We start from the raw sequence: 19,472 nt of genomic DNA, 5'->3' as shown, positions 1-19,472 counted from the left end.
CCTTTAAAATGGATATGTACCTACTAACATTTGTTGTGTATTTTGCTTTATTTATTGTTGCATCTGTAGCCTTTAAAGCTATTTCTAAAAAAATAAAAGAATAAGCAAATACATATTTTGTATTTTGATTGAATGAACAAAAAAGCTCTTCGAGATAAATACAAACATCTTCGTAAGCAACTCAGTCCCGAAAAAATTGAGCAGTACAGTATAGCTATTGCTAACAATGCATTGCAGCTTAATATTTGGAGCTACTCTTACTACCATGTTTTTTTAAGTATTGCAGAAAAAAAAGAGGTAGACACACATTATTTGCTCACCATTCTTCAAGGTAAAGACAAAGAAGTTGTAGTTTCTAAATCTGATTTTACTACCAACACCCTTTCTCATTATTTACTTACAGATAACACAGCTTTGCAGGTTAATAAGTACGGTATTCCTGAACCCGTTAGTGGAATACAGGTTACAGAAGATAATATTGAAGTTGTTTTTATTCCGCTTCTTGCTTTTGATGTGTTTGGTAACAGAGTTGGTTATGGCAAAGGTTTTTATGATAGGTTTTTAGCTAAATGTAAGCCCGATACCATAAAAATAGGGCTGTCTTTCTTTGAACCCGAAAAAGAAGTTATTGAAGATGCTAATGCTAACGATGTTAAACTAAATTATTGTATAACACCTAATAAGGTTTATTCGTTTTCTTGAGTTTCCTTTTTAGGAAATGCTTTTTTATTAAACAGCAACAACAAAGCAACACCTATACTTATAGCCGAATCTGCAATATTAAAAACGGGCTCAAAAAATCTAAAATCTTTCCCTCCAACAAAAGGCACCCATTCTGGCCAAACTGTATCTATTATAGGGAAATAAAGCATATCTACTACTTTACCATAAAACAAAGACCCATAAGGCTCTGATGAAAATGCGGTAGCCACTTGCCCATAGCTGTCATTAAAAATAACTCCGTAAAAAACTGAATCTATAATATTACCCAATGCTCCGGCAAAAATTAGCGAAATGGCTAATGTAAGCACCATGGCACTTTTACGTTTTATAGCATCGTAAAGCCAATACCCGATACCTACAATAGCTGCTAGCCTGAATAATGTTAAAATTAACTTGCCTGTTTTATCTGAAATAGGAAAAATATCACTGAGTTTGGTACCCCAGGCTGCTCCTTCGTTTTCTATAAAGTGAATTTTAAACCAACTAAAAACATCTACACTTTCACCAAGTATAAAATTAGTTTTAATGTAAATTTTAGATAGTTGGTCTATAAATAAAACCAAAATTATAACGGCAATAGCTCTTTTACTGCTCATAGGTTTGGCCAGCATTATTTGCGATTTCTACAAAATTTGTACTATTGCAAATAACGACATTAATTGTTGTTTTACTTAAGTTAATATCAATAAAAAACGCTTTCTGAAATTAGAAAGCGTCTTTCATAGCCTATATTGGCTATTATTTCTGCATGTTTTTAGCTTCTATACTTAAGGTAGCGTGAGGTACCAGTTTTAAGCGTTCTTTGCTTATTAATTTTCCAGTAACTCTGCAAATACCATATGTTTTGTTTTCTATGCGTAACAACGCATTTTTAAGGTCTCTAATAAACTTCTCTTGTCTAATAGCTAATTGGCTATTAGCTTCTTTGCTCATAGTTTCAGAACCTTCTTCGAACGCTTTAAATGTAGGCGAAGTATCGTCTGTGCCATTATTTCCATTGTTCATATATGCGCTTCTTAGAAGCTCTAAATCTTTTTTAGCTTTTTCTATTTTTTGTTCTATCAATACTCTGAACTCTTCGAGTTCTTTGTCTGAGTATCTGGTTTTAACTTCATCTGCCATAATCTTAATGTTTTTGTATATACAGTTTTGTATTTATATCATCAAAAGCAATATCTGTGCCTTTTTCTAGACGCTCCTCAAAATTCAGGTTGGCTGTGAGAGTTTCTGCTTTAATATAGGCTATGTTACTGGCAACCGCATCTTCAATTAGACCGTTTTTCTGTATAAGAACGTCTATCTTATCGGTTACCTCAAACCCAGAGTCTTTACGTAGGTTTTGTATTCTGTTTACCAGTTCTCTGGCAATACCTTCTTTACGCAAATCGTCTGTAATTGTAACGTCTAAAGCCACGGTTAGAGGGCCTGAGTTAGCTACAAGCCAACCTTCGATATCTTGAGAAGATATCTCAACTTCATCAATACCTAAAGTAATATTTTTTTCGTTAATTACAATAGTTATTTCTTTGTTTTGTTCAATTTTTTGGATGTCATCCTGAGAAAACTCACTAATTGCCTTAGTTATTAGCCTCATTTCTTTACCAAAACGAGGCCCTAATACTTTAAAGTTTGGTTTTATTTGCTTAACCAATACCCCTGATGCATCATCTAACAGCTCTATCTCTTTTACATTTACTTCAGATTTTATTAAATCTGCAACGGCTAGAATTTCATTACGTTGCTCATTGTTAAGCACCGGAATCATAATACGTTTTAGAGGCTGTCGTACTTTTATTTTTTCTTTTTTTCTGAGTGAAAGCACTAATGAAGATATGGTTTGTGCTTTCTCCATTTTACTTTCTAAAGATTTATCTATGAAAGCTTCTACTGCCTCAGGGAAAAATGCCGTATGAACACTCTCAAACGCTTCTTTTTTTGTTGTTTTATTTAGGTCTTGGTAAAGCCTATCCATATAAAAAGGCGCTATTGGTGCTGCCAACTTTGCCACGTTTATTAAACAACTGTAAAGCGTTTGGTAAGCAGAGAGTTTATCTTTACCGTATTCTCCTTTCCAGAAACGTCTTCTGCTTAATCTTACATACCAGTTACTTAAATGTTCTTGCACAAAATCAGCAATTGCTCTTGCTGCTTTTGTAGGCTCATAATCATTGTAAAAAGCATCTACTTCTTTTATTAAAGAATGTAATTCTGAAAGAATCCATCGGTCTATCTCCGGCCTTTCTTGATGCGGAATATCTGGCTCGCTATATGTAAAATTGTCTATGTTAGCATACAAACTAAAAAACGAATATGTATTGTAGAGCGTTCCAAAAAACTTTCTGCGAACCTCAGCAATACCTTCCTCATCAAACTTTAAATTATCCCAAGGGTTTGCATTGCTAATCATATACCAACGTGTAGCATCCGGCCCATATGTAGAAAGCATTGTAAACGGATCTACGGCATTACCTAAACGCTTAGACATTTTTTGTCCGTTTTTATCTAACACCAATCCATTAGACACTACATTTTTGTAAGCTACAGAATTAAACACCATGGTTGCAATGGCGTGTAAGGTATAAAACCAACCTCTGGTTTGATCTACTCCTTCTGCAATATAATCGGCCGGGAAAGCCTCTCCGCTATCTATTTTTTCTTTATTCTCAAAAGGATAATGCCATTGTGCATACGGCATAGAACCACTATCAAACCAAACATCAATTAAATCGGTTTCACGTTTCATTGGTTTTCCTGATGGTGAAACCAATACTATTTGGTCTACAATATTTTTATGAAGATCTATTTTGTTGTAGTTCTCATCAGACATATTGCCCACCTCGAACTCCTCAAATATATCTTTACTCATAACCCCGGCCTCAACAGCTTTAGCCATTTCGGCTTTAAGATCTTGCACAGAACCTATACAAAGCTCTTCTTTGCCGTCTTCTGTACGCCAAATAGGTAATGGTATTCCCCAAAAACGAGAACGAGACAGATTCCAATCATTTGCATTAGCCAACCAGTTGCCAAACCTACCTTCTCCGGTGGCTTTAGGTTTCCAGTTTATAGTTTGGTTTAATGCAAACATGGTATCTTTTACCTCTGTTATTTTAATAAACCAAGAGTCTAACGGATAATACAACACCGGTTTATCTGTTCTCCAGCAATGCGGATAGCTATGAACGTATTTCTCTACTTTAAAGGCTTTGTTTTCTGTTTTTAGTTTTATGGCAATTTCTACATCTACAGACTTTTCTGGAGCCTCTCCTTCTGCATAATATTCATTCTTAACATACTTGCCGGCAAGTTCTCCCATTTCTGGTCTAAATCTTCCTTGTAAATCTACCAATGGCACAGGGTTATTGTTTTCGTCTAATACCAACATAGGTGGTACTTCTGGAGTAGCTTCTTTAGCCACTTTAGCATCATCTGCACCAAAAGTAGGCGCTGTATGTACTATACCTGTACCATCTTCTGTAGTAACAAAATCTCCCGAAATTACTCTGAATGCATTTTCAGGGTTTTGGTATGGTAAAGCATACGGCAATAGTTGCTCGTATTTAATACCCACTAAATCTTTTCCCTTAAAGGTTTCTACAATTAGGTACGGTATTTTTTTGGCTCCGGATTCATAATCTTGTAGCTGATTTTCATTCTCTGCAGCCGTGTATTTTCCGGTAAATTGATTGCCTACTAAGTTTTTCGCCAATATAACCGCTATTGGTTGGTGTGTGTATTGGTTATAGGTTTTAACTAAAACGTACTCTATATTAGGCCCTACGGTAAGCGCTGTGTTACTTGGTAATGTCCAAGGCGTAGTAGTCCAGGCCAAAAAGTGAACTTCACCATAAGGCTTTAAAAACTCAGGTAGCGTTTCGGTTTTAGCTTTAAATTGTGCTACTACTGTGGTATCGGTAACATTTTGGTATGTTCCGGGTTGATTTAGCTCATGAGAGCTTAAGCCCGTTCCGGCTTTTGGTGAGTAGGGCTGAATGGTATAGCCTTTGTACAATAACCCTTTACTGTAAATTTGTTTTAAAAGCCACCATACGCTTTCCATGTACTTAGGCTCATAAGTTATGTAAGGGTTGTTAGTATCTACCCAATACCCCATTTTTTTGGTAAGATCGTTCCACACATCGGTGTAACGCATTACCGCTTTTTTACACGCTTTGTTGTAATCTTCTACCGATATTTTTTTACCAATATCTTCTTTGGTAATACCTAATTCTTTTTCAACGCCAAGCTCTATGGGTAACCCGTGAGTATCCCAACCTGCTTTTCGTTTTACCTGATATCCTTTTTGTGTTTTATATCTGCAAAAAATATCTTTAATAGCACGTGCCATTACGTGATGTATTCCGGGCAATCCATTTGCAGAAGGCGGACCTTCGTAAAAAACAAAAGGGGTTGCTCCTTCTCGCGTTTCAATACTTTTCTCGAAAATGTTATTCTCTTCCCAATACTTACGAACCTCTTCGGCTATTTGAGGCAGTTCTAACGTTTTGTATTCGGCAAACTTCATATACTTTCGTGCTATTATAAACTGTTACTATATTTTAAGTGTGCGAAATTACTAAATTTCAAGGAATTGAATTAGCTTAAGCCAATAAAAAAGCCCGCTATACAGCGAGCTTTTAAATTTACTTAACTTTTGATGTTTATACGGATGGAAATCTTATAAAATTCCTGTTACGGTTACATTAATATTTATTTCGCTTTCTGATGTAACAGTAATGTTATCTAGCTCAATATTCGAGTTAGATTCTACATCTAACATAGCATTAAGCTCTAACTTACCATCGTTATCTTCATCTTTATACGAAGCAAAATGCAACTCGTAATCTCCTTCTTTTAAGAAACTTAGTGTGTAAGAACCTGTAGATTGTACTACGGCACTTGCAACAGCATTAGCAAAGGTAATATTACTTTCTCCTTGACCTTTAGTCTCTGTTTCTGCATTAAATGTACCTTTTTTGTACGCATATACAATTACCTTATCAGATTCGCCAGATGCGTCTGTTGCCATACCTTTTATGGTTCCGGTAGTTTTTTCGTTTACCACACGAATTCCAGACTTTAGCTCGTTCATGGTTACAAAGTTAAAGCTGCTAGAACCACCGGTTTCTTCTTTAATAGTTTTTCTAAGGTCAAAATCTACTACAATGTTATTAGTAGCATTCGCAATAACCTCAAAGTTTTCGCTAATTTTAATTTCATTAGCAGCAGCTTCTAACTTATGCTTAGTACCATCTACAGTTTCTACGTAGCTTCCGGGAGTATTACCGTTAGCATCCATTTCATAATCAAGCACTAATGTTAAGCTAGAGTAATTTTTGCTATCAAGCTCTAAATCTCCCAATAAAGCTTTATCACCGTTCTGGTAATTTAACAAGTTTACTGTTTTAGCAGTAAAATTACCATCTGCTTTTAACGATTTACCGTCTATTTTAACATCGGTTATGGTAACATAAGCCGCTTTAACATTTGCATTGTCAATTGGAGCATCTGTAACATACACATTTGCTCTTTCTTTAGATGATGTTACATTATCTGTCTCGTCGCTACTATCTGAACAAGACATAAACATCAACGAAGTTGAAAAAATTAAACCTAATAATAATTTACTGTAACGTTTCATAGTATTTAAGTTTTTGAGTTCAACATTTAAACAATTATAAACTAAAAAACCCTACTATTTTTTACGTTAAAATTTTGAAAAAAGATGTTAATACTATTTTAAAATCTGTAAGAAAGACTCAAAATCAAGTTTCTTCCGGGACCTGCTATCCCCGATGAATACGGTCTATACCTTTGATCAGTAATATTTTCTACTGCAGCAGTTGCATTTAGGCTTTCTGACAGTTTATACTGCGTTCTTATATTAAAAGTGTACCATGAAGGCGAGTACGGATTTCCGTTACTATCTAATGCGTACAAATATGCTTTACGCTGTTCTGATGGTGCTAAATCAGTATACTTAATACTACCATTAAACAATACCGATGCATCTATTTTTAACCTATCACTTTTAAATAGCATATGAACATCGCCAAATAATGGTGCCGCATGGCGTAAAGAAGCTGTTTCACCATTATCCAGTTCTTCTTCTCCTTCTGTAATAGTAAGATTAGAGGTTATAGATAGCTGCTCGGTAAAATAGGCTTGCAAGGCTAATTCAAGCCCATAAACAGTAGCTTTTGCTGCATTCTGTATGGCTTGCACTTGGCTTGGCTCTCCTTGATAATTTATTACATCTTGCCCATTAAGTGTAAAATCTCTTCTAACTAAAGCGTCTTTTAAATAGGTATAAAAAGCAGCGATACTAATAATTAATTTATCATTAAAATTTTTTCTTATTCCAATTTCAGTGTTGTATGCATACTCGGCTTCTAAATCAGGGTTTGGAACAACAACAGCCCCGGGCTCAGAGTCAAAAACCTTACCGATATCATCTATATTAGGAGCTCTAAATCCGGTAGCACCATTAATTGTTATTTGCCATTGGTTTCCCGGAAACCAGCTTAACCCAAAACTTCCGGTTAAAGCACCGTTATCTACTTTTGTGTTTGTAAAAGGCAAATTGTAATAGGTGTTATCAAAAATAGCATTTATAAAAGCATGACTATAGCGTAATCCGGTAAGTAATGTTACTTTACTACCGGCTTTATGTTCTACATTAGCGTAGCCTGCAACCGTTTGCCAAGAAGCATCATCAGGATATCTTGAAGCTGTTTTTTCTTTTTGGTTAGTTGATATATTTTCTTGTTTTCCGTTAGATTGTACTTTATTAAGTACATACTCTACCCCATAAAAAACTTTGGTTTTAGTAGAGAATGCTTTTTCAAAATCTGCATTAAAAGAATATGCATTAACTCGTTCTATGTTATGGTATTTTATACTGTCTTGAAAATCTCTGTTATGCCTACTTTCTCTAAAATATTGGTATGCTGTTGTAAGCTTTACAGCATCGTAAATGGTCGCGTTATTATTATGTTCTGTTTGTAAGTTAGCCATAAACCAACGTTGTGGCCCATAATACCACTCTGCAGAACGCGGTTCTCCGTTTCTGGTTCTTATCAACCTATCATACCTTGCATAATTAGATGTACTGTTATAATGTAATCCTAATTGAAAATCCCATCTGCTGTTAGGTACATACTTAATTTTTTGAAGCACTCCAACCTGATTAAACCCTGTTGGAGCTTGTTCTCTTGGGTTTGTGTTTGTTACAACATTATCTTGATTGTTGGTTGTAGTTACATAAAACGGTCTTAAATAATCATCTGGGCCATTTTTCCCCATGGTTAAATTACCAAAATCAGAATAACTAATACTTGTTAAAGATCCCCATTTTTTACTTCCTACAGCTATTGTTGCGTGTCCTGTTTTTTCTGAATTTGCAGAAGCATATCTTACCACACTTTTACCTGAAACATCAAGAGAGTCTGTATTACTGAGAGTTGGAGATTGTGTATAAAAATTTAATACCCCACCAATGGCATCGCTTCCATAAATTACAGACCCCGGACCAAAAATTACTTCGGTTTTTTTTATACTGAAAGGGTCTACAGAGATAACATTCTGTATGTTTCCGCCTCTAAAAATGGCATTGTTCATTCTAACCCCATCAACAGAAAGTAGTAACCTGTTGGTTGCAAAACCTCTAATCATGGGACTTCCTCCTCCTAACTGACTTTTTTGAACAAAAACTTGTCCGCTTTGCTGTAATAAATCTGCCGAAGTTTGTGGTGTAGTAAACAAAACTGTATTAGCTGATAGACTCGCTATTTTTTGAGGCACATGCCTTTTTTGTTGCTGCCATTTAGATACAGAAAGGACTATCTCATCTAACTGTTGTGTGTTAGGGTATAGGTATACACGTTTGTTTTTTATTTTTCTTTTGATGATACTTTTAACGGTATAGGAAACATGCGAAATGTAAATTCGCTCATTCGGCCCAAAGTCTAATACGTTTACAAATCCGTCATTATTAGTAAGCGCAGTTTTTGTGGTGTCTTTATTATACACAAAGGCATTTTCTATGGGCTCTCCAGAATCTACATCTAAAATTTTTATGTTTTGAGCTGTTACAACAGCTCCTGAAAGCATAAGTAGTATGCAAAAAAATATCCTCATCATTAACTAAATACAGAATTTAGTACTGCAATAGATTTTGGCTTTTTAAATCCTTGCAAATGTAGCTCAAAATAGAAAATGAAGCTATCAAGCAAAGACTGCCTTGTTTTTTGTGATAATTTAACCTTAGTAAGCTCATCAAAATTTATGCCTAACAGGCTTTTAAAATGCTGTAAATTTTCTCCTTCTATGACAGGGTTTCCCGAAAGAGTGTTAGTAAAACTCCCCTCTGCTAAATCAAAATAGAGGGTGTTTTCTATTTCTGAAGTTTCCGGATAAAAGCCTAAATATTTTGATAGATTAAGCAAAAAAAGTAAATGAAAATTAGCTATTTCAGAATGGGTATCTAACCACTGCAAAGCGGTTTCTACATAAGTAAATAATGCCTCATTTTGCTCTTCTTCTTGCAAACATAAACTTAAAACCTCTGCTAAAAACATTGCTATAGCATTTTTAGGCATGCTAAACGGAATACTAGTGTATTGGTATGCTGCTTTAACTTCTTTTATACGTTCTAAAGTTCCTTTGTTTTTATGAATAGCAACTAGCTCTAATTGGGTTAACGCCTGAAAATAACCTGCTTTAACCGCTCCTTTTTTACTTTTTAAAACACCTTTAAGCAAATAGGTTTTAATACCAGCTTTTTCTGTAAAACATTTTACAATTAAGCTGGTATCGCTATACTTAATAGTTGTTAATACTATGGCTTTTGTGGTAAGTTGCACCAATTACTTTTTTATGTTTGCTAAAATAAAAAAGCACCGCCATACGAGCAGTGCTTTTTGTTTTTTATATAAAGTAGATGTATTAAACTACCCCTTGTGCTATCATAGCATCGGCTACTTTTACAAACCCTGCAATGTTAGCTCCTTTAACGTAGTTAATATATCCGTCTTTTTCTTTTCCGTATTTAACTGCAGACTCATGAATATCTTTCATAATCTGACCCAATTTAGCGTCTACTTCCTCACGAGTCCAGTTATAACGTAATGCATTTTGTGTCATTTCTAAACCGGATGTAGCAACACCTCCGGCGTTTGATGCTTTACCGGGCGCAAATAAAATTTTTGCTTCTTGGAAAACTTCTATGGCTTCTGGTGTAGAAGGCATATTTGCTCCTTCGCTTACACATATACAACCATTGCTTACAAGTTGCTTAGCATCTTTACCGTCTAACTCATTTTGGGTAGCACATGGTAACGCTATATCACATGGTACACCCCATGGTTTTTGTCCGGCAAAAAACTCTGCAGAAGGGTACTTTTCTACATACTCGCTTATTCTGCCTCGCTTAACATTTTTAAGCTCCATTATAAATGCAAGCTTCTCTTCGTTAATTCCGTCTTTATCATAAACATACCCTGAAGAATCAGACATGGTTAGTACTTTACCTCCCATGTGAAGTACTTTTTCTGCAGCATATTGTGCTACGTTACCAGAACCGGAAATAACAACATTTTTACCTTTTACACTTTCACCACGAGTTTGCAGCATATTTTCTGCAAAGTAAACGTTACCATATCCTGTAGCTTCAGGTCTGATTAACGATCCTCCCCAAGAAAGACCCTTTCCTGTTAAAACTCCGGTAAACTCGTTTTTAAGCTTTTTGTACATTCCAAACATATACCCTATTTCACGAGCTCCAACTCCTATGTCTCCGGCAGGAACATCGGTATTCGGACCAATATGTCTGTAAAGCTCTGTCATAAAGCTTTGGCAAAAACGCATTACTTCGTTATCTGATTTCCCCTTAGGGTCAAAATCAGATCCTCCTTTACCTCCACCCATTGGTAGCGTAGTTAAGCTGTTTTTGAATACTTGCTCAAAAGCCAAGAATTTTAAAATACTAAGGTTTACAGATGGGTGAAAGCGTAACCCTCCTTTGTAAGGGCCAATAGCCGAGTTCATCTCAATTCGGTAACCTCTGTTTACCTGAATTTCCCCATTATCATCAACCCAAGGCACTCTGAACATAATTACTCGCTCAGGCTCTACCATTCTAAGCAGAATGTTTTTTCCTTTGTAAACATCGTTTTCTTCAATGTAAGGTATTACGGTTTCTGCTACTTCCTTCACAGCCTGTAAAAACTCTGGTTCATGACCATTGCGTTGCTTTACAAGGTCTAGAAACTCGTTTATTTTTTGTTCCATAGAAACATATTAAAAATGATCGTTTTAATGACTCGATAATATAATGGCACAAATATACGTTTTATGCAAAAACCAACACGTAATTTTTTTAATATCGTAAAGTTTTAAAATAATAAGAACCAACTATTTGAAAACAATAGTTTAATACGCCCCTTTTACCATGAAAAAAATACAAACGTTACTATGTTTTGTAGTGTTTTTTGGAATTTTAACCAACATCAGCGCACAGCGCAAATTATTTACTAATGAAATTGGAATTGTTGCCGGTGGCGCTTTTATTAGTTCTGATTATGCAGATTACAGTTCGTTACTTTCCGGAAACATTGGCTATAGCGTAGGTGTGGTGCATTACATGAATTTTTTATGTGCCATAAGCTGTTCGGCTACCAGCTCTAGCAGTTATTTTAGAAATCACTTTAAAGTACGTAACGATTTCTCGTATGCCCGAGTTAATTTAAAACATCACGGTAATATTACAGACCCAAACAATACCTCTACAGAGGCACAACAATATAGAGCAATGCGAGGACAAACTACAATTTACAAAGTAGGAAGCTCTATTGTGTATCACCCAATTAGCATTAGAGATTTTGAAGGTGGCTACCAGCTTTTTCTTCCCGAAATAAGTTTAGGAGCAGCTTTTGTGCATTACAAGCCCGAAAACTATTCTACTTTAGGCTTTTTAAACGACCCCAGTGCGCTACCTCCGGAATATTTTAACAACATCCCTAACAGAGCCGGAATTACAGCAGCCTTAACGGGTTCTGTAGGAACCCGCATAAAGCTTTCTGCTGTAGAAGATTTATTGTTACAAGGTAGATTTAATTACTTTTTTTCTGATGAAATTGAAGGTGTTGTGCTCCCAAACACTAAAAACGATATGTTAGTGAACATACTTATTGGTTACGTGTATTATATAGACGATTAACCAATTGCTTGTTCTAAATCATTTATTAAATCAGAAGCATCTTCAATACCAACACTTAGCCTAATTAACGAATCTACAACACCGCTTTTTTCGCGTTCTTGCTTTGGTATAGAAGCATGTGTCATGCTTGCAGGGTGACCGGCTAAAGACTCAACTCCTCCTAAAGATTCAGCTAAGGTAAAAATCTTTAATCGCTCTACAATTTTAATGGCATCCTGTAAATTGTTTCCTTTTGTTACAAAAGATATCATCCCGCCATAATCTTTCATTTGCTGTTTTGCCACGTCATGATTTGGATGATCTGCAAACCCTGGCCAATAAACTTTTTCTATTTTAGGATGACTTTTTAAGAACTCAGCTACTGCTTTCCCATTTTCACAATGGCGCTGCATTCTAACGTGTAGCGTTTTAATTCCTCTAAGCACCAAAAAACTATCCATTGGCCCACTTACAGCACCACTTGCATTTTGAATAAAATAAAGTTTCTGAGCTAATGTTTCGTCTTTAACAACTAATGCTCCCATAACTACATCACTATGCCCTCCTAAATATTTGGTAGCAGAATGCATTACAATGTCTGCTCCTAAATTTAAAGGTTGCTGTAAATAGGGTGTTGCAAAGGTGTTGTCTACACCCAATAAAATATTATTGGCTTTTGCAATTGCTGCCATCGCCTTAATATCTATAATATTTAACATTGGGTTAGTAGGAGTCTCTACCCAAATTAGTTTGGTGTTATTGTTTACCAAACTAGCTACTTTGGCTGGATCTTGCATTCCGGTAAAATGAAATTTAATGCCAAAGCGCTCATAAACTTGGGTAAACAATCGGTATGAACCTCCATACAAATCGTTTGTAGATATAACTTCGTCTCCCGGATTTAAGAGTTTTAAAACAGCATCTATAGCTGCTAAGCCACTTGAAAACGCCAACCCGAATTTTCCGTCTTCTATACTTGCCAATGCATTTTCTAGTGCATTTCTGGTAGGGTTGTGTGTTCTAGAGTATTCGTATCCTTTATGACCGCCTGGAGTGGTTTGAGCGTATGTTGATGTTTGATATATTGGAGGCATTACAGCACCATATGCCTTGTCATGTTCTTGTCCTCCGTGTATGGTTTTCGTATTAAATTGTATATTTTCTTTGTTCATAATTTTCAATATTTAGGGTACAAATGTACCGTTTACTTTTGGAGATTGCAATGAAGCCTTTACCTTTAACCTCTATTAAAAATTGCGCTTTTATGAAACGAGTTTTTGCTTTTATACTGTTTGCTATTTTGCTTGTAAGTTGTAAAAAAGACCATGAGCTTACATTTGTTACGCATCAAATAAATCAAAACAATTGTAATACGTGTCCAAATGTAGAAATTGTTGTTCCTAAAGCAATCGACCAAAATAAAATTGCCAACAAAATTAATACTGCTGTAGAGCGTGAAGTTGCAAAACGTATAAACTTTGGCACAACAGATTTGGCATCTGGCTACCAAAAAGCCATAAAAGAATTTAATAAAGAATACGCCAATTTAAAAAAAGAGTTTCCAGACGATACTATTGCGTGGGAAGCTACTATAGATGGCGAAATCAGTTATAAGTCTGATAACGTTATCTCTATAAAAATTAATTCGTACATCTTTACCGGTGGAGCACATGGTAATAGTTTCACTACTTTTTTAAATTTTGATGCTAAAAGTGGAGCGCTGCTAAGTACAGACAATTTAATAAACAACCTTGATGCGTTTACTGCTTTTGCTGAAAAACAATTTAGAAAGCAGGAACAAATACCTCTTGATGGTAGTATTAATGCTACAGGCTTTATGTTCCCTGACGATGCCTTTGTGTTACCCGAAGCTGTTGGTTTTACAGAAAGAGGCTTAGCGCTTGTTTACAACCAGTATGAAATAGCATCGTATGCCGATGGGCAAATTTCTCTTTTACTGCCCTACAACACTGTAGCATCTTATTTGAAGCATAAATAAACATAGACAACTTGTTATAATCTTAATGCAACTTAATCAATTTGTTATTTTACCATTACACATACTTTTTTAGCCACAAATACATTTACTTTGCAGTGGCTAAACGCTTTTACAATTTGGGTTATGAAAAAAATCTACTACTTAAAAACGTGCAATACTTGTAAAAGAATTTTAGATAAACTACAACCCGATAGTTCGTTTAAAATGCAAGACATTAAAGAAAACGAAATAACGGTGAAACAGCTAGAGGAGCTTAAAGCACTAGCAGGCAGTTACGAAGCTCTTTTTAGTAAACGTGCAAAATTGTACAAGGAGCGAGATTTAAAAAACGAAAACTTAACAGAAGAAGATTATAAATCGTTTATTTTAGAACATTATACTTTCTTAAAAAGACCTGTAATTGTAATTAACAATCAAATTTTTATTGGTAACAGTAGCAAAACTGTAGATGCTGCTTTAAAAGCTTTACATGAATAAGAGAACCTTGGCATTGTTAGCTGCTTTTGCTGCAGCAGTAATTTACGGTGTAAACCATACTATAGCCAAAGGGGTAATGCCTACTTATATACAGCCTTTTGGTTTTATTTTACTTAGAGTTATTGGTGCTGCTATTTTGTTTTGGCTCATTAGTTTTTGGGGTCCGAAAGAGAAAATCAGTACGTCTGATTGGCCTAGAATAGCAGTCTGTGCAGTTTTAGGTATGGTAATAAATATGCTTATGTTTTTTAAAGGACTGCATTTATCTACTCCAATAAACAGTTCTGTTATAATAACAATATCACCTATTATAGTTTTTATTTTGTCGGCTATTTTGATTGGTGAAAAAGTAACTTGGCTCAGAACTTTGGGTATTTTATTAGGTTTTTCAGGAGCTTTAGGTTTAGTAATTTTTGGTAAAGAAATTAGGCAAGATGCTCCTAACATAACGTTAGGTAATTTGTTTTTTATAATTAATGCAGCTTCTTACGCTACCTATTTAGTTTTAGTAAAACCCTTAACAGCAAAATACCATCCTTTTACTTTAATGAAATGGCTTTTTTTAATAGCCGTAATTGTTAACTTCCCGATTACAATAAGTGAATTTGCAGCCGTAAAATGGGCTTCCCTCCCTTTTGAAGCAATCTGGAAAATGACTTTTGTTGTTGTAGGAACAACCTTTTTTACCTATCTGTTAAATATGTTTGCTTTAAAAGAGCTTAAGGCATCTACCATTGGGGTGTTTATGTACTTACAACCACTTATAGGTATTGTTTATGCTGTAATTGTTGGAGCAGATGCCTTAAATTTGGTTAAAGTTGTTGCTGCCGGATTAGTGTTTTTAGGAGTGTATTTGGTGAGTAAAAAATAAACTACACCATATTTAAATCGGCTGGCTTAACAGATTGGTTTCTGGTGTCTTCTTTCGTAAGTTCTTTAAAGTTATTTGCTTTCGGAACTTTATCAAAAAACTGTAATATCTCTGATGGTAATCCGGTTAACTTTCTAGTAGTAAGATCAATCCAGCCTCCAATCATCTCGCTTCTGGCAAAGTTTTTTCCTTTACTATCATAAAAATTATGTGAGAAAGAGAAAAACATACCATCTTTACTTAACCCGGTTAACTCTAAAGAAACCGTTACAGGCTTACCAATAAAAGCCTCTTTAAAATAGTACATATGCTCATGAAAAACTACCGGCCCAATATGATACTTCTTTAATAATTGCATGCTAAAACCACAATCAATTAAAAAAGACATACGCGTATGGGCTGCATAACTAACATACGACACATTTGCTAAGTGCCCATTAGCATCTAAATCATTCCACCGTATCTCGAACTCTTTTTTGTACATATTCTAATTTTTTTAGTAAAAATAAAAAGATTTGTTATGCATGCATAACACTTGCTAAATTTTATTTACATTTGGCTCGATTATTCTACAAATTGGTTATGCCCCTAATAGATTCTAATTACAATCCGCCTCGAGTTTTCAAAAACGGACATGTTTCAACTTTGTATGCTGCTTTAGTTAGAAAAGTTAATAATGTTAAACAACAACGAGAACGCTTGTGGTTAAATGACGGCGATTTTATTGATGTAGATTGGAGTTTCACTTCGGTTAAAACCAACAAAGTAATAATTGTGCTTCATGGCCTGGAGGGCAATGCTCAACGTCCCTACATGTTAGGAGTTGCTAAATATTTTTCTGAAAATGGTTTTGATGTTGCCTGTGTTAACTTTAGAGGATGCAGTGGAGAACCTAATATTCATTACAGATCTTACCATTCCGGAGAAACACAAGATTTACAAGAGGTTATAGATTTTATTATTAACAAAAATAAATACAGTGCTGTATTTTTAAAAGGTTTTAGCCTTGGCGGAAATGTTATTTTAAAATACCTGGGCGAGAACAAAATGTTAGCTCGAGAGCTTAAAGCTGCCGTAGCTGTTTCTGTACCGTGTAATTTATACGACGCTATGTTGGCTTTGCATGAGCCTAAAAATTTTATTTACAGTAAAAACTTTAAATATCACCTGGTAAATAAACTAAAGCAAAAACACGAATTGTTTAATGATTGTGCGAGCATGCAACAAATAAAAAATATAAAAACGTTAAAAGATTTTGACGATGTTTATACTGCTCCGGCACATGGTTTTAAAGATGCTTTAGACTATTATTATTCTTGTAGCGCTCTACGTTTTTTAGACACTATTACCATACCAACCTTAGTGCTTAATGCCCAAAACGACTCTTTTTTAGCGCCTAGCTGTTATCCAATAAAGCAAGCACAAAAAAACCAACACCTCTTTTTAGAAATGCCTAAGCATGGTGGGCACGTTGGCTTTTACGACACTAAAAACATATATTACAACGAAAAAAGAGCTTTACAGTTTATTAATACCTACGCACAATAGCTTTGTATGTACAGTTTTAGTATATTTAACTGTACATTAACATGTTAACCGCTACAAACTATAGTGTATGAAGGTGTTTTTTAATAATTTGTTTGATTACAATTTTATTTGCAATAAAAAGCTAATTGAGTTTTGCGAAAACACAAAAAATTTGCCGGACGAAGTAACCAAACTATTTAGCCATATTTTAAATGCACACGCTATTTGGAATGCCCGAATTTTAGACCAGCCCATAAATATTGATGTTTGGCAAGTTCATGATGTAACCCTGTGGGCAGATATGCACTACCAAAACCAACGCACTACTTTTGGTATTTTAACTAATCAAGAAGATTTTGATATTCTGATTGACTATCAAAACAGCAAAGGAGAAAATTTTTCGAACACCTTACAAGACATTTTATTTCATGTAATTAATCACTCAACACATCATAGAGCGCAAATAAACAATGTACTTAAAAAACATTCATTACAACCATTGGTAACAGATTATATTTTCTACAAACGCTAAGTGATAATCATTTGTTAGAAACTTCTTGTTTTCATTACCTTTGTGCAACTTTTAACTTAAATGCATGATTAAATCTATGACTGGTTTCGGGAAGAGCGTAATACAACTTCCCACCAAAAAAATAACCATAGAGTTAAAGTCGCTCAATAGCAAAAACCTCGACATTAACACAAGAATTCCCCCGCTGTATCGCGAAAAAGAGCTCCTCATGCGCAACACCATTGCCAATGCTCTGGTACGAGGCAAAATAGACTTTAATTTATATGTAGAAATTACGGGCGAAGAAACCACTACCCAAGTAAACAAAGGTGTGGTTAAACAGTACATGCAACAGTTAAAAGACATAGTAAATGCAGATGATATAGAGCTGTTAAAAATGGCTATAAAAATGCCCGATGCGCTAAAAACAGATAGAGACGAAATAGATGAAGAAGAATATAAAGCCATTACACAAGCTCTAAACCATGCGCTTACAGAAATAGATGCCTTTAGGGCAGAAGAAGGTAAAGCTTTAGAAACAGATTTTATATCGAGAATTAAAAACATAAAATTGCTTTTAGAGCAAGTTATTGAGCTAGATCCTACGAGGCTTGCACATGTAAGAGAACGTTTAGAAAAAGCTGTTGCCGATTTAAAAGTAGAAGTAGACGAGAACAGATTTGAGCAAGAACTAACCTATTATCTTGAAAAATTTGATATTACCGAAGAAAAAATTCGGCTTGCCAACCATTTAGATTACTTTACCACTACATTAAACTCCCCAGACTCTAACGGAAAAAAACTAGGATTTATTTGCCAAGAAATTGGTAGAGAAATTAACACAATGGGCTCTAAGGCCAATTATGCACCTATGCAAAAAATAGTGGTGCAAATGAAAGACGAATTAGAGAAAATTAAAGAACAAATTTTAAACGTATTGTAGTGAAACAAGGCAAGCTTATAGTTTTTTCGGCACCTTCCGGATCTGGTAAAACAACTATTGTTAGACATTTACTTAATTTTCCTGAACTTAATTTAGAGTTTTCTGTATCTGCTACTTCAAGAGAGCCTAGAGAAGGTGAAATAGATGGCAAACACTACTATTTTATATCATTAAAAGAATTTAAACAGCATATTAAAAATGGTGATTTTTTAGAGTGGGAAGAAGTGTACAGAGATAACTTTTACGGCACTTTAAAATCTGAAGTAGAACGTATTTGGGCAAAAGGAAAACACGTAATTTTTGATATTGATGTTGTTGGCGGGTTGCGTATTAAGAAAAAATTTCCGGAGCAAACCTTAGCTGTTTTTGTAAAACCCCCAAGTGTAGATGAGCTAAAAAAACGTCTTAAAAAACGAAAAACAGAAAGCGAAGACAAAATAAATATGCGTATTGCTAAAGCTTCTGTTGAGTTAGCTACAGCCCCACAGTTTGATGTGGTTATAAAAAATAATGACTTAGATACTGCTTTACAAGAAGCTTATAATTTAGTAGCAGATTTTGTTGGTGCTAAAAAAAAAGTGTGATGACAAGAAAAAATATCGGTTTGTTTTTTGGAACATTTAATCCCATTCATACCGGACATTTAATTATTGCAAACCACTTAGCAGAACACACCAATTTAGACGAAGTTTGGCTGGTAGTTACCCCACTCAGCCCTTTTAAGAAAAAAAGCTCTTTATTAGACAACCATCATAGGTTTGAGATGGTTTACAGAGCTACCGAAAATTACCCAAAACTACGACCAAGCGATATAGAATTTAAATTACCTCAACCAAATTATACGGTACATACGCTTGCTTATTTACAAGAAAAATACCCCGATAAAACTTTTAGCCTAATAATGGGCGAAGACAATTTAAAAAGTCTTCATAAGTGGAAAAACCATGAAGTAATTCTTGAAAACCATAACATATACGTTTACCCAAGAATTTCTTCGGGGCAAGTACCTGAGCAATTTAAAAATCATCCGAAAATTACGTTTGTAGATGCGCCTATTGTAGAAATTTCAGCAACAGCAATCAGACAAGATATTGCCAACGGCAAAAATGTAAGAGCCCTGCTTCCTGAGCCTGTTTGGGAGTATATAGACGAGATGAATTTTTATAAATAAGAAAACCGCCATTCTGTTTTAATAGATATGACGGTTTTCAAACTAAATAACCA

General features: G+C 34.9%; 19 protein-coding genes. 10 read left to right on the top strand and 9 right to left on the bottom strand.

Annotated elements, in window-relative coordinates; genetic code table 11:
- Positions 1-132 precede the first annotated feature (132 nt).
- Positions 133-702, top strand: coding sequence for a 5-formyltetrahydrofolate cyclo-ligase (locus ACZ5CF_RS03615; protein WP_464580439.1), 570 nt, complete (start codon positions 133-135; stop codon positions 700-702).
- Here ACZ5CF_RS03615 and ACZ5CF_RS03610 read toward each other — a convergent pair.
- From ACZ5CF_RS03610 to gdhA, 7 genes are all read right to left on the bottom strand, one after another.
- Entirely contained in the window at positions 687-1,319 is a 633-nt protein-coding gene (locus ACZ5CF_RS03610) for a lipoprotein signal peptidase (protein WP_464580437.1), read from the bottom strand. The genes ACZ5CF_RS03615 and ACZ5CF_RS03610 overlap by 16 nt on opposite strands.
- Before the next feature lie 142 nt (positions 1,320-1,461).
- Positions 1,462-1,845: a TraR/DksA family transcriptional regulator gene (locus ACZ5CF_RS03605; RefSeq protein WP_464580435.1), complete on the bottom strand. Its 384-nt coding sequence runs from the start codon at positions 1,843-1,845 to the stop codon at positions 1,462-1,464.
- Between the two features lie 4 nt (positions 1,846-1,849).
- Positions 1,850-5,248 carry an isoleucine--tRNA ligase gene (ileS, locus tag ACZ5CF_RS03600; RefSeq protein WP_464580433.1) on the bottom strand — a complete coding sequence of 1,133 codons (3,399 nt, stop codon included), beginning with the start codon at positions 5,246-5,248 and terminating at the stop codon, positions 1,850-1,852.
- Between the two features lie 153 nt (positions 5,249-5,401).
- The gene (locus ACZ5CF_RS03595) at positions 5,402-6,364 is read right to left on the bottom strand and encodes a DUF4382 domain-containing protein (RefSeq protein ID WP_464580432.1); all 963 of its coding nucleotides are present in this window, start codon (positions 6,362-6,364) and stop codon (positions 5,402-5,404) included.
- 98 nt (positions 6,365-6,462) lie between these two features.
- The gene (locus ACZ5CF_RS03590; protein WP_464580431.1) at positions 6,463-8,865 is read right to left on the bottom strand and encodes a TonB-dependent receptor plug domain-containing protein; all 2,403 of its coding nucleotides are present in this window, start codon (positions 8,863-8,865) and stop codon (positions 6,463-6,465) included.
- Entirely contained in the window at positions 8,865-9,587 is a 723-nt protein-coding gene (gene recO, locus ACZ5CF_RS03585; RefSeq protein WP_464580429.1) for a DNA repair protein RecO, read from the bottom strand. Before recO ends, ACZ5CF_RS03590 begins: the two co-directional genes overlap by 1 nt.
- Before the next feature lie 82 nt (positions 9,588-9,669).
- A complete protein-coding gene (gdhA, locus tag ACZ5CF_RS03580; RefSeq protein WP_464580428.1) occupies positions 9,670-11,013 on the bottom strand; it encodes an NADP-specific glutamate dehydrogenase in 1,344 nt (447 codons plus the stop codon).
- 160 nt (positions 11,014-11,173) lie between these two features.
- Here gdhA and ACZ5CF_RS03575 point away from each other — a divergent pair, with 160 nt between their 5' ends.
- A complete protein-coding gene (locus ACZ5CF_RS03575) occupies positions 11,174-11,941 on the top strand; it encodes a THC0290_0291 family protein (protein WP_464580427.1) in 768 nt (255 codons plus the stop codon).
- Here the strand turns inward: ACZ5CF_RS03575 and ACZ5CF_RS03570 are convergent.
- Positions 11,938-13,077, bottom strand: a complete 1,140-nt coding sequence (locus ACZ5CF_RS03570) for a cystathionine gamma-synthase (RefSeq protein ID WP_464580827.1) — start codon at positions 13,075-13,077, stop codon at positions 11,938-11,940. The genes ACZ5CF_RS03575 and ACZ5CF_RS03570 overlap by 4 nt on opposite strands.
- Before the next feature lie 107 nt (positions 13,078-13,184).
- Here ACZ5CF_RS03570 and ACZ5CF_RS03565 point away from each other — a divergent pair, with 107 nt between their 5' ends.
- The 3 genes from ACZ5CF_RS03565 (at position 13,185) to ACZ5CF_RS03555 (ending at position 15,267) form a co-directional block, all read left to right on the top strand.
- On the top strand, positions 13,185-13,919 hold the full coding sequence (locus ACZ5CF_RS03565) for a DUF3298 and DUF4163 domain-containing protein (RefSeq protein WP_464580426.1): 735 nt from the start codon (positions 13,185-13,187) through the stop codon (positions 13,917-13,919).
- 123 nt (positions 13,920-14,042) lie between these two features.
- Entirely contained in the window at positions 14,043-14,396 is a 354-nt protein-coding gene (locus ACZ5CF_RS03560) for an arsenate reductase family protein (protein ID WP_464580424.1), read from the top strand.
- Complete coding sequence (locus tag ACZ5CF_RS03555; RefSeq protein ID WP_464580423.1) at positions 14,389-15,267, top strand: DMT family transporter; 879 nt, start codon at positions 14,389-14,391, stop codon at positions 15,265-15,267. Before ACZ5CF_RS03560 ends, ACZ5CF_RS03555 begins: the two co-directional genes overlap by 8 nt.
- A gap of 1 nt (position 15,268) precedes the next feature.
- Here ACZ5CF_RS03555 and ACZ5CF_RS03550 read toward each other — a convergent pair whose 3' ends face one another.
- On the bottom strand, positions 15,269-15,751 hold the full coding sequence (locus tag ACZ5CF_RS03550) for an acyl-CoA thioesterase (RefSeq protein ID WP_464580421.1): 483 nt from the start codon (positions 15,749-15,751) through the stop codon (positions 15,269-15,271).
- A 98-nt stretch (positions 15,752-15,849) separates the two neighbouring features.
- Between ACZ5CF_RS03550 and ACZ5CF_RS03545 the strand changes: the two genes are divergently transcribed.
- The 5 genes from ACZ5CF_RS03545 (at position 15,850) to nadD (ending at position 19,419) form a co-directional block, all read left to right on the top strand.
- Positions 15,850-16,815 carry a YheT family hydrolase gene (locus ACZ5CF_RS03545; protein WP_464580420.1) on the top strand — a complete coding sequence of 322 codons (966 nt, stop codon included), beginning with the start codon at positions 15,850-15,852 and terminating at the stop codon, positions 16,813-16,815.
- Between the two features lie 67 nt (positions 16,816-16,882).
- Positions 16,883-17,326 carry a DinB family protein gene (locus tag ACZ5CF_RS03540; RefSeq protein ID WP_464580418.1) on the top strand — a complete coding sequence of 148 codons (444 nt, stop codon included), beginning with the start codon at positions 16,883-16,885 and terminating at the stop codon, positions 17,324-17,326.
- Positions 17,327-17,390: 64 nt separating this feature from the next.
- Positions 17,391-18,248, top strand: a complete 858-nt coding sequence (locus ACZ5CF_RS03535) for a YicC/YloC family endoribonuclease (protein ID WP_464580417.1) — start codon at positions 17,391-17,393, stop codon at positions 18,246-18,248.
- Positions 18,248-18,832 (top strand): guanylate kinase, encoded by a 585-nt coding sequence (gene gmk, locus ACZ5CF_RS03530; protein ID WP_464580416.1) that lies wholly within the window; start codon positions 18,248-18,250, stop codon positions 18,830-18,832. Before ACZ5CF_RS03535 ends, gmk begins: the two co-directional genes overlap by 1 nt.
- Positions 18,832-19,419 (top strand): nicotinate (nicotinamide) nucleotide adenylyltransferase, encoded by a 588-nt coding sequence (nadD, locus tag ACZ5CF_RS03525; protein WP_464580415.1) that lies wholly within the window; start codon positions 18,832-18,834, stop codon positions 19,417-19,419. Before gmk ends, nadD begins: the two co-directional genes overlap by 1 nt.
- Positions 19,420-19,472: the final 53 nt, after the last annotated feature.

Source organism: Lutaonella thermophila (assembly GCF_055387725.1).
The sequence above is the reverse complement of the archived record's forward strand: the minus strand, read 5'-3'. Positions and strand labels throughout refer to the sequence as shown.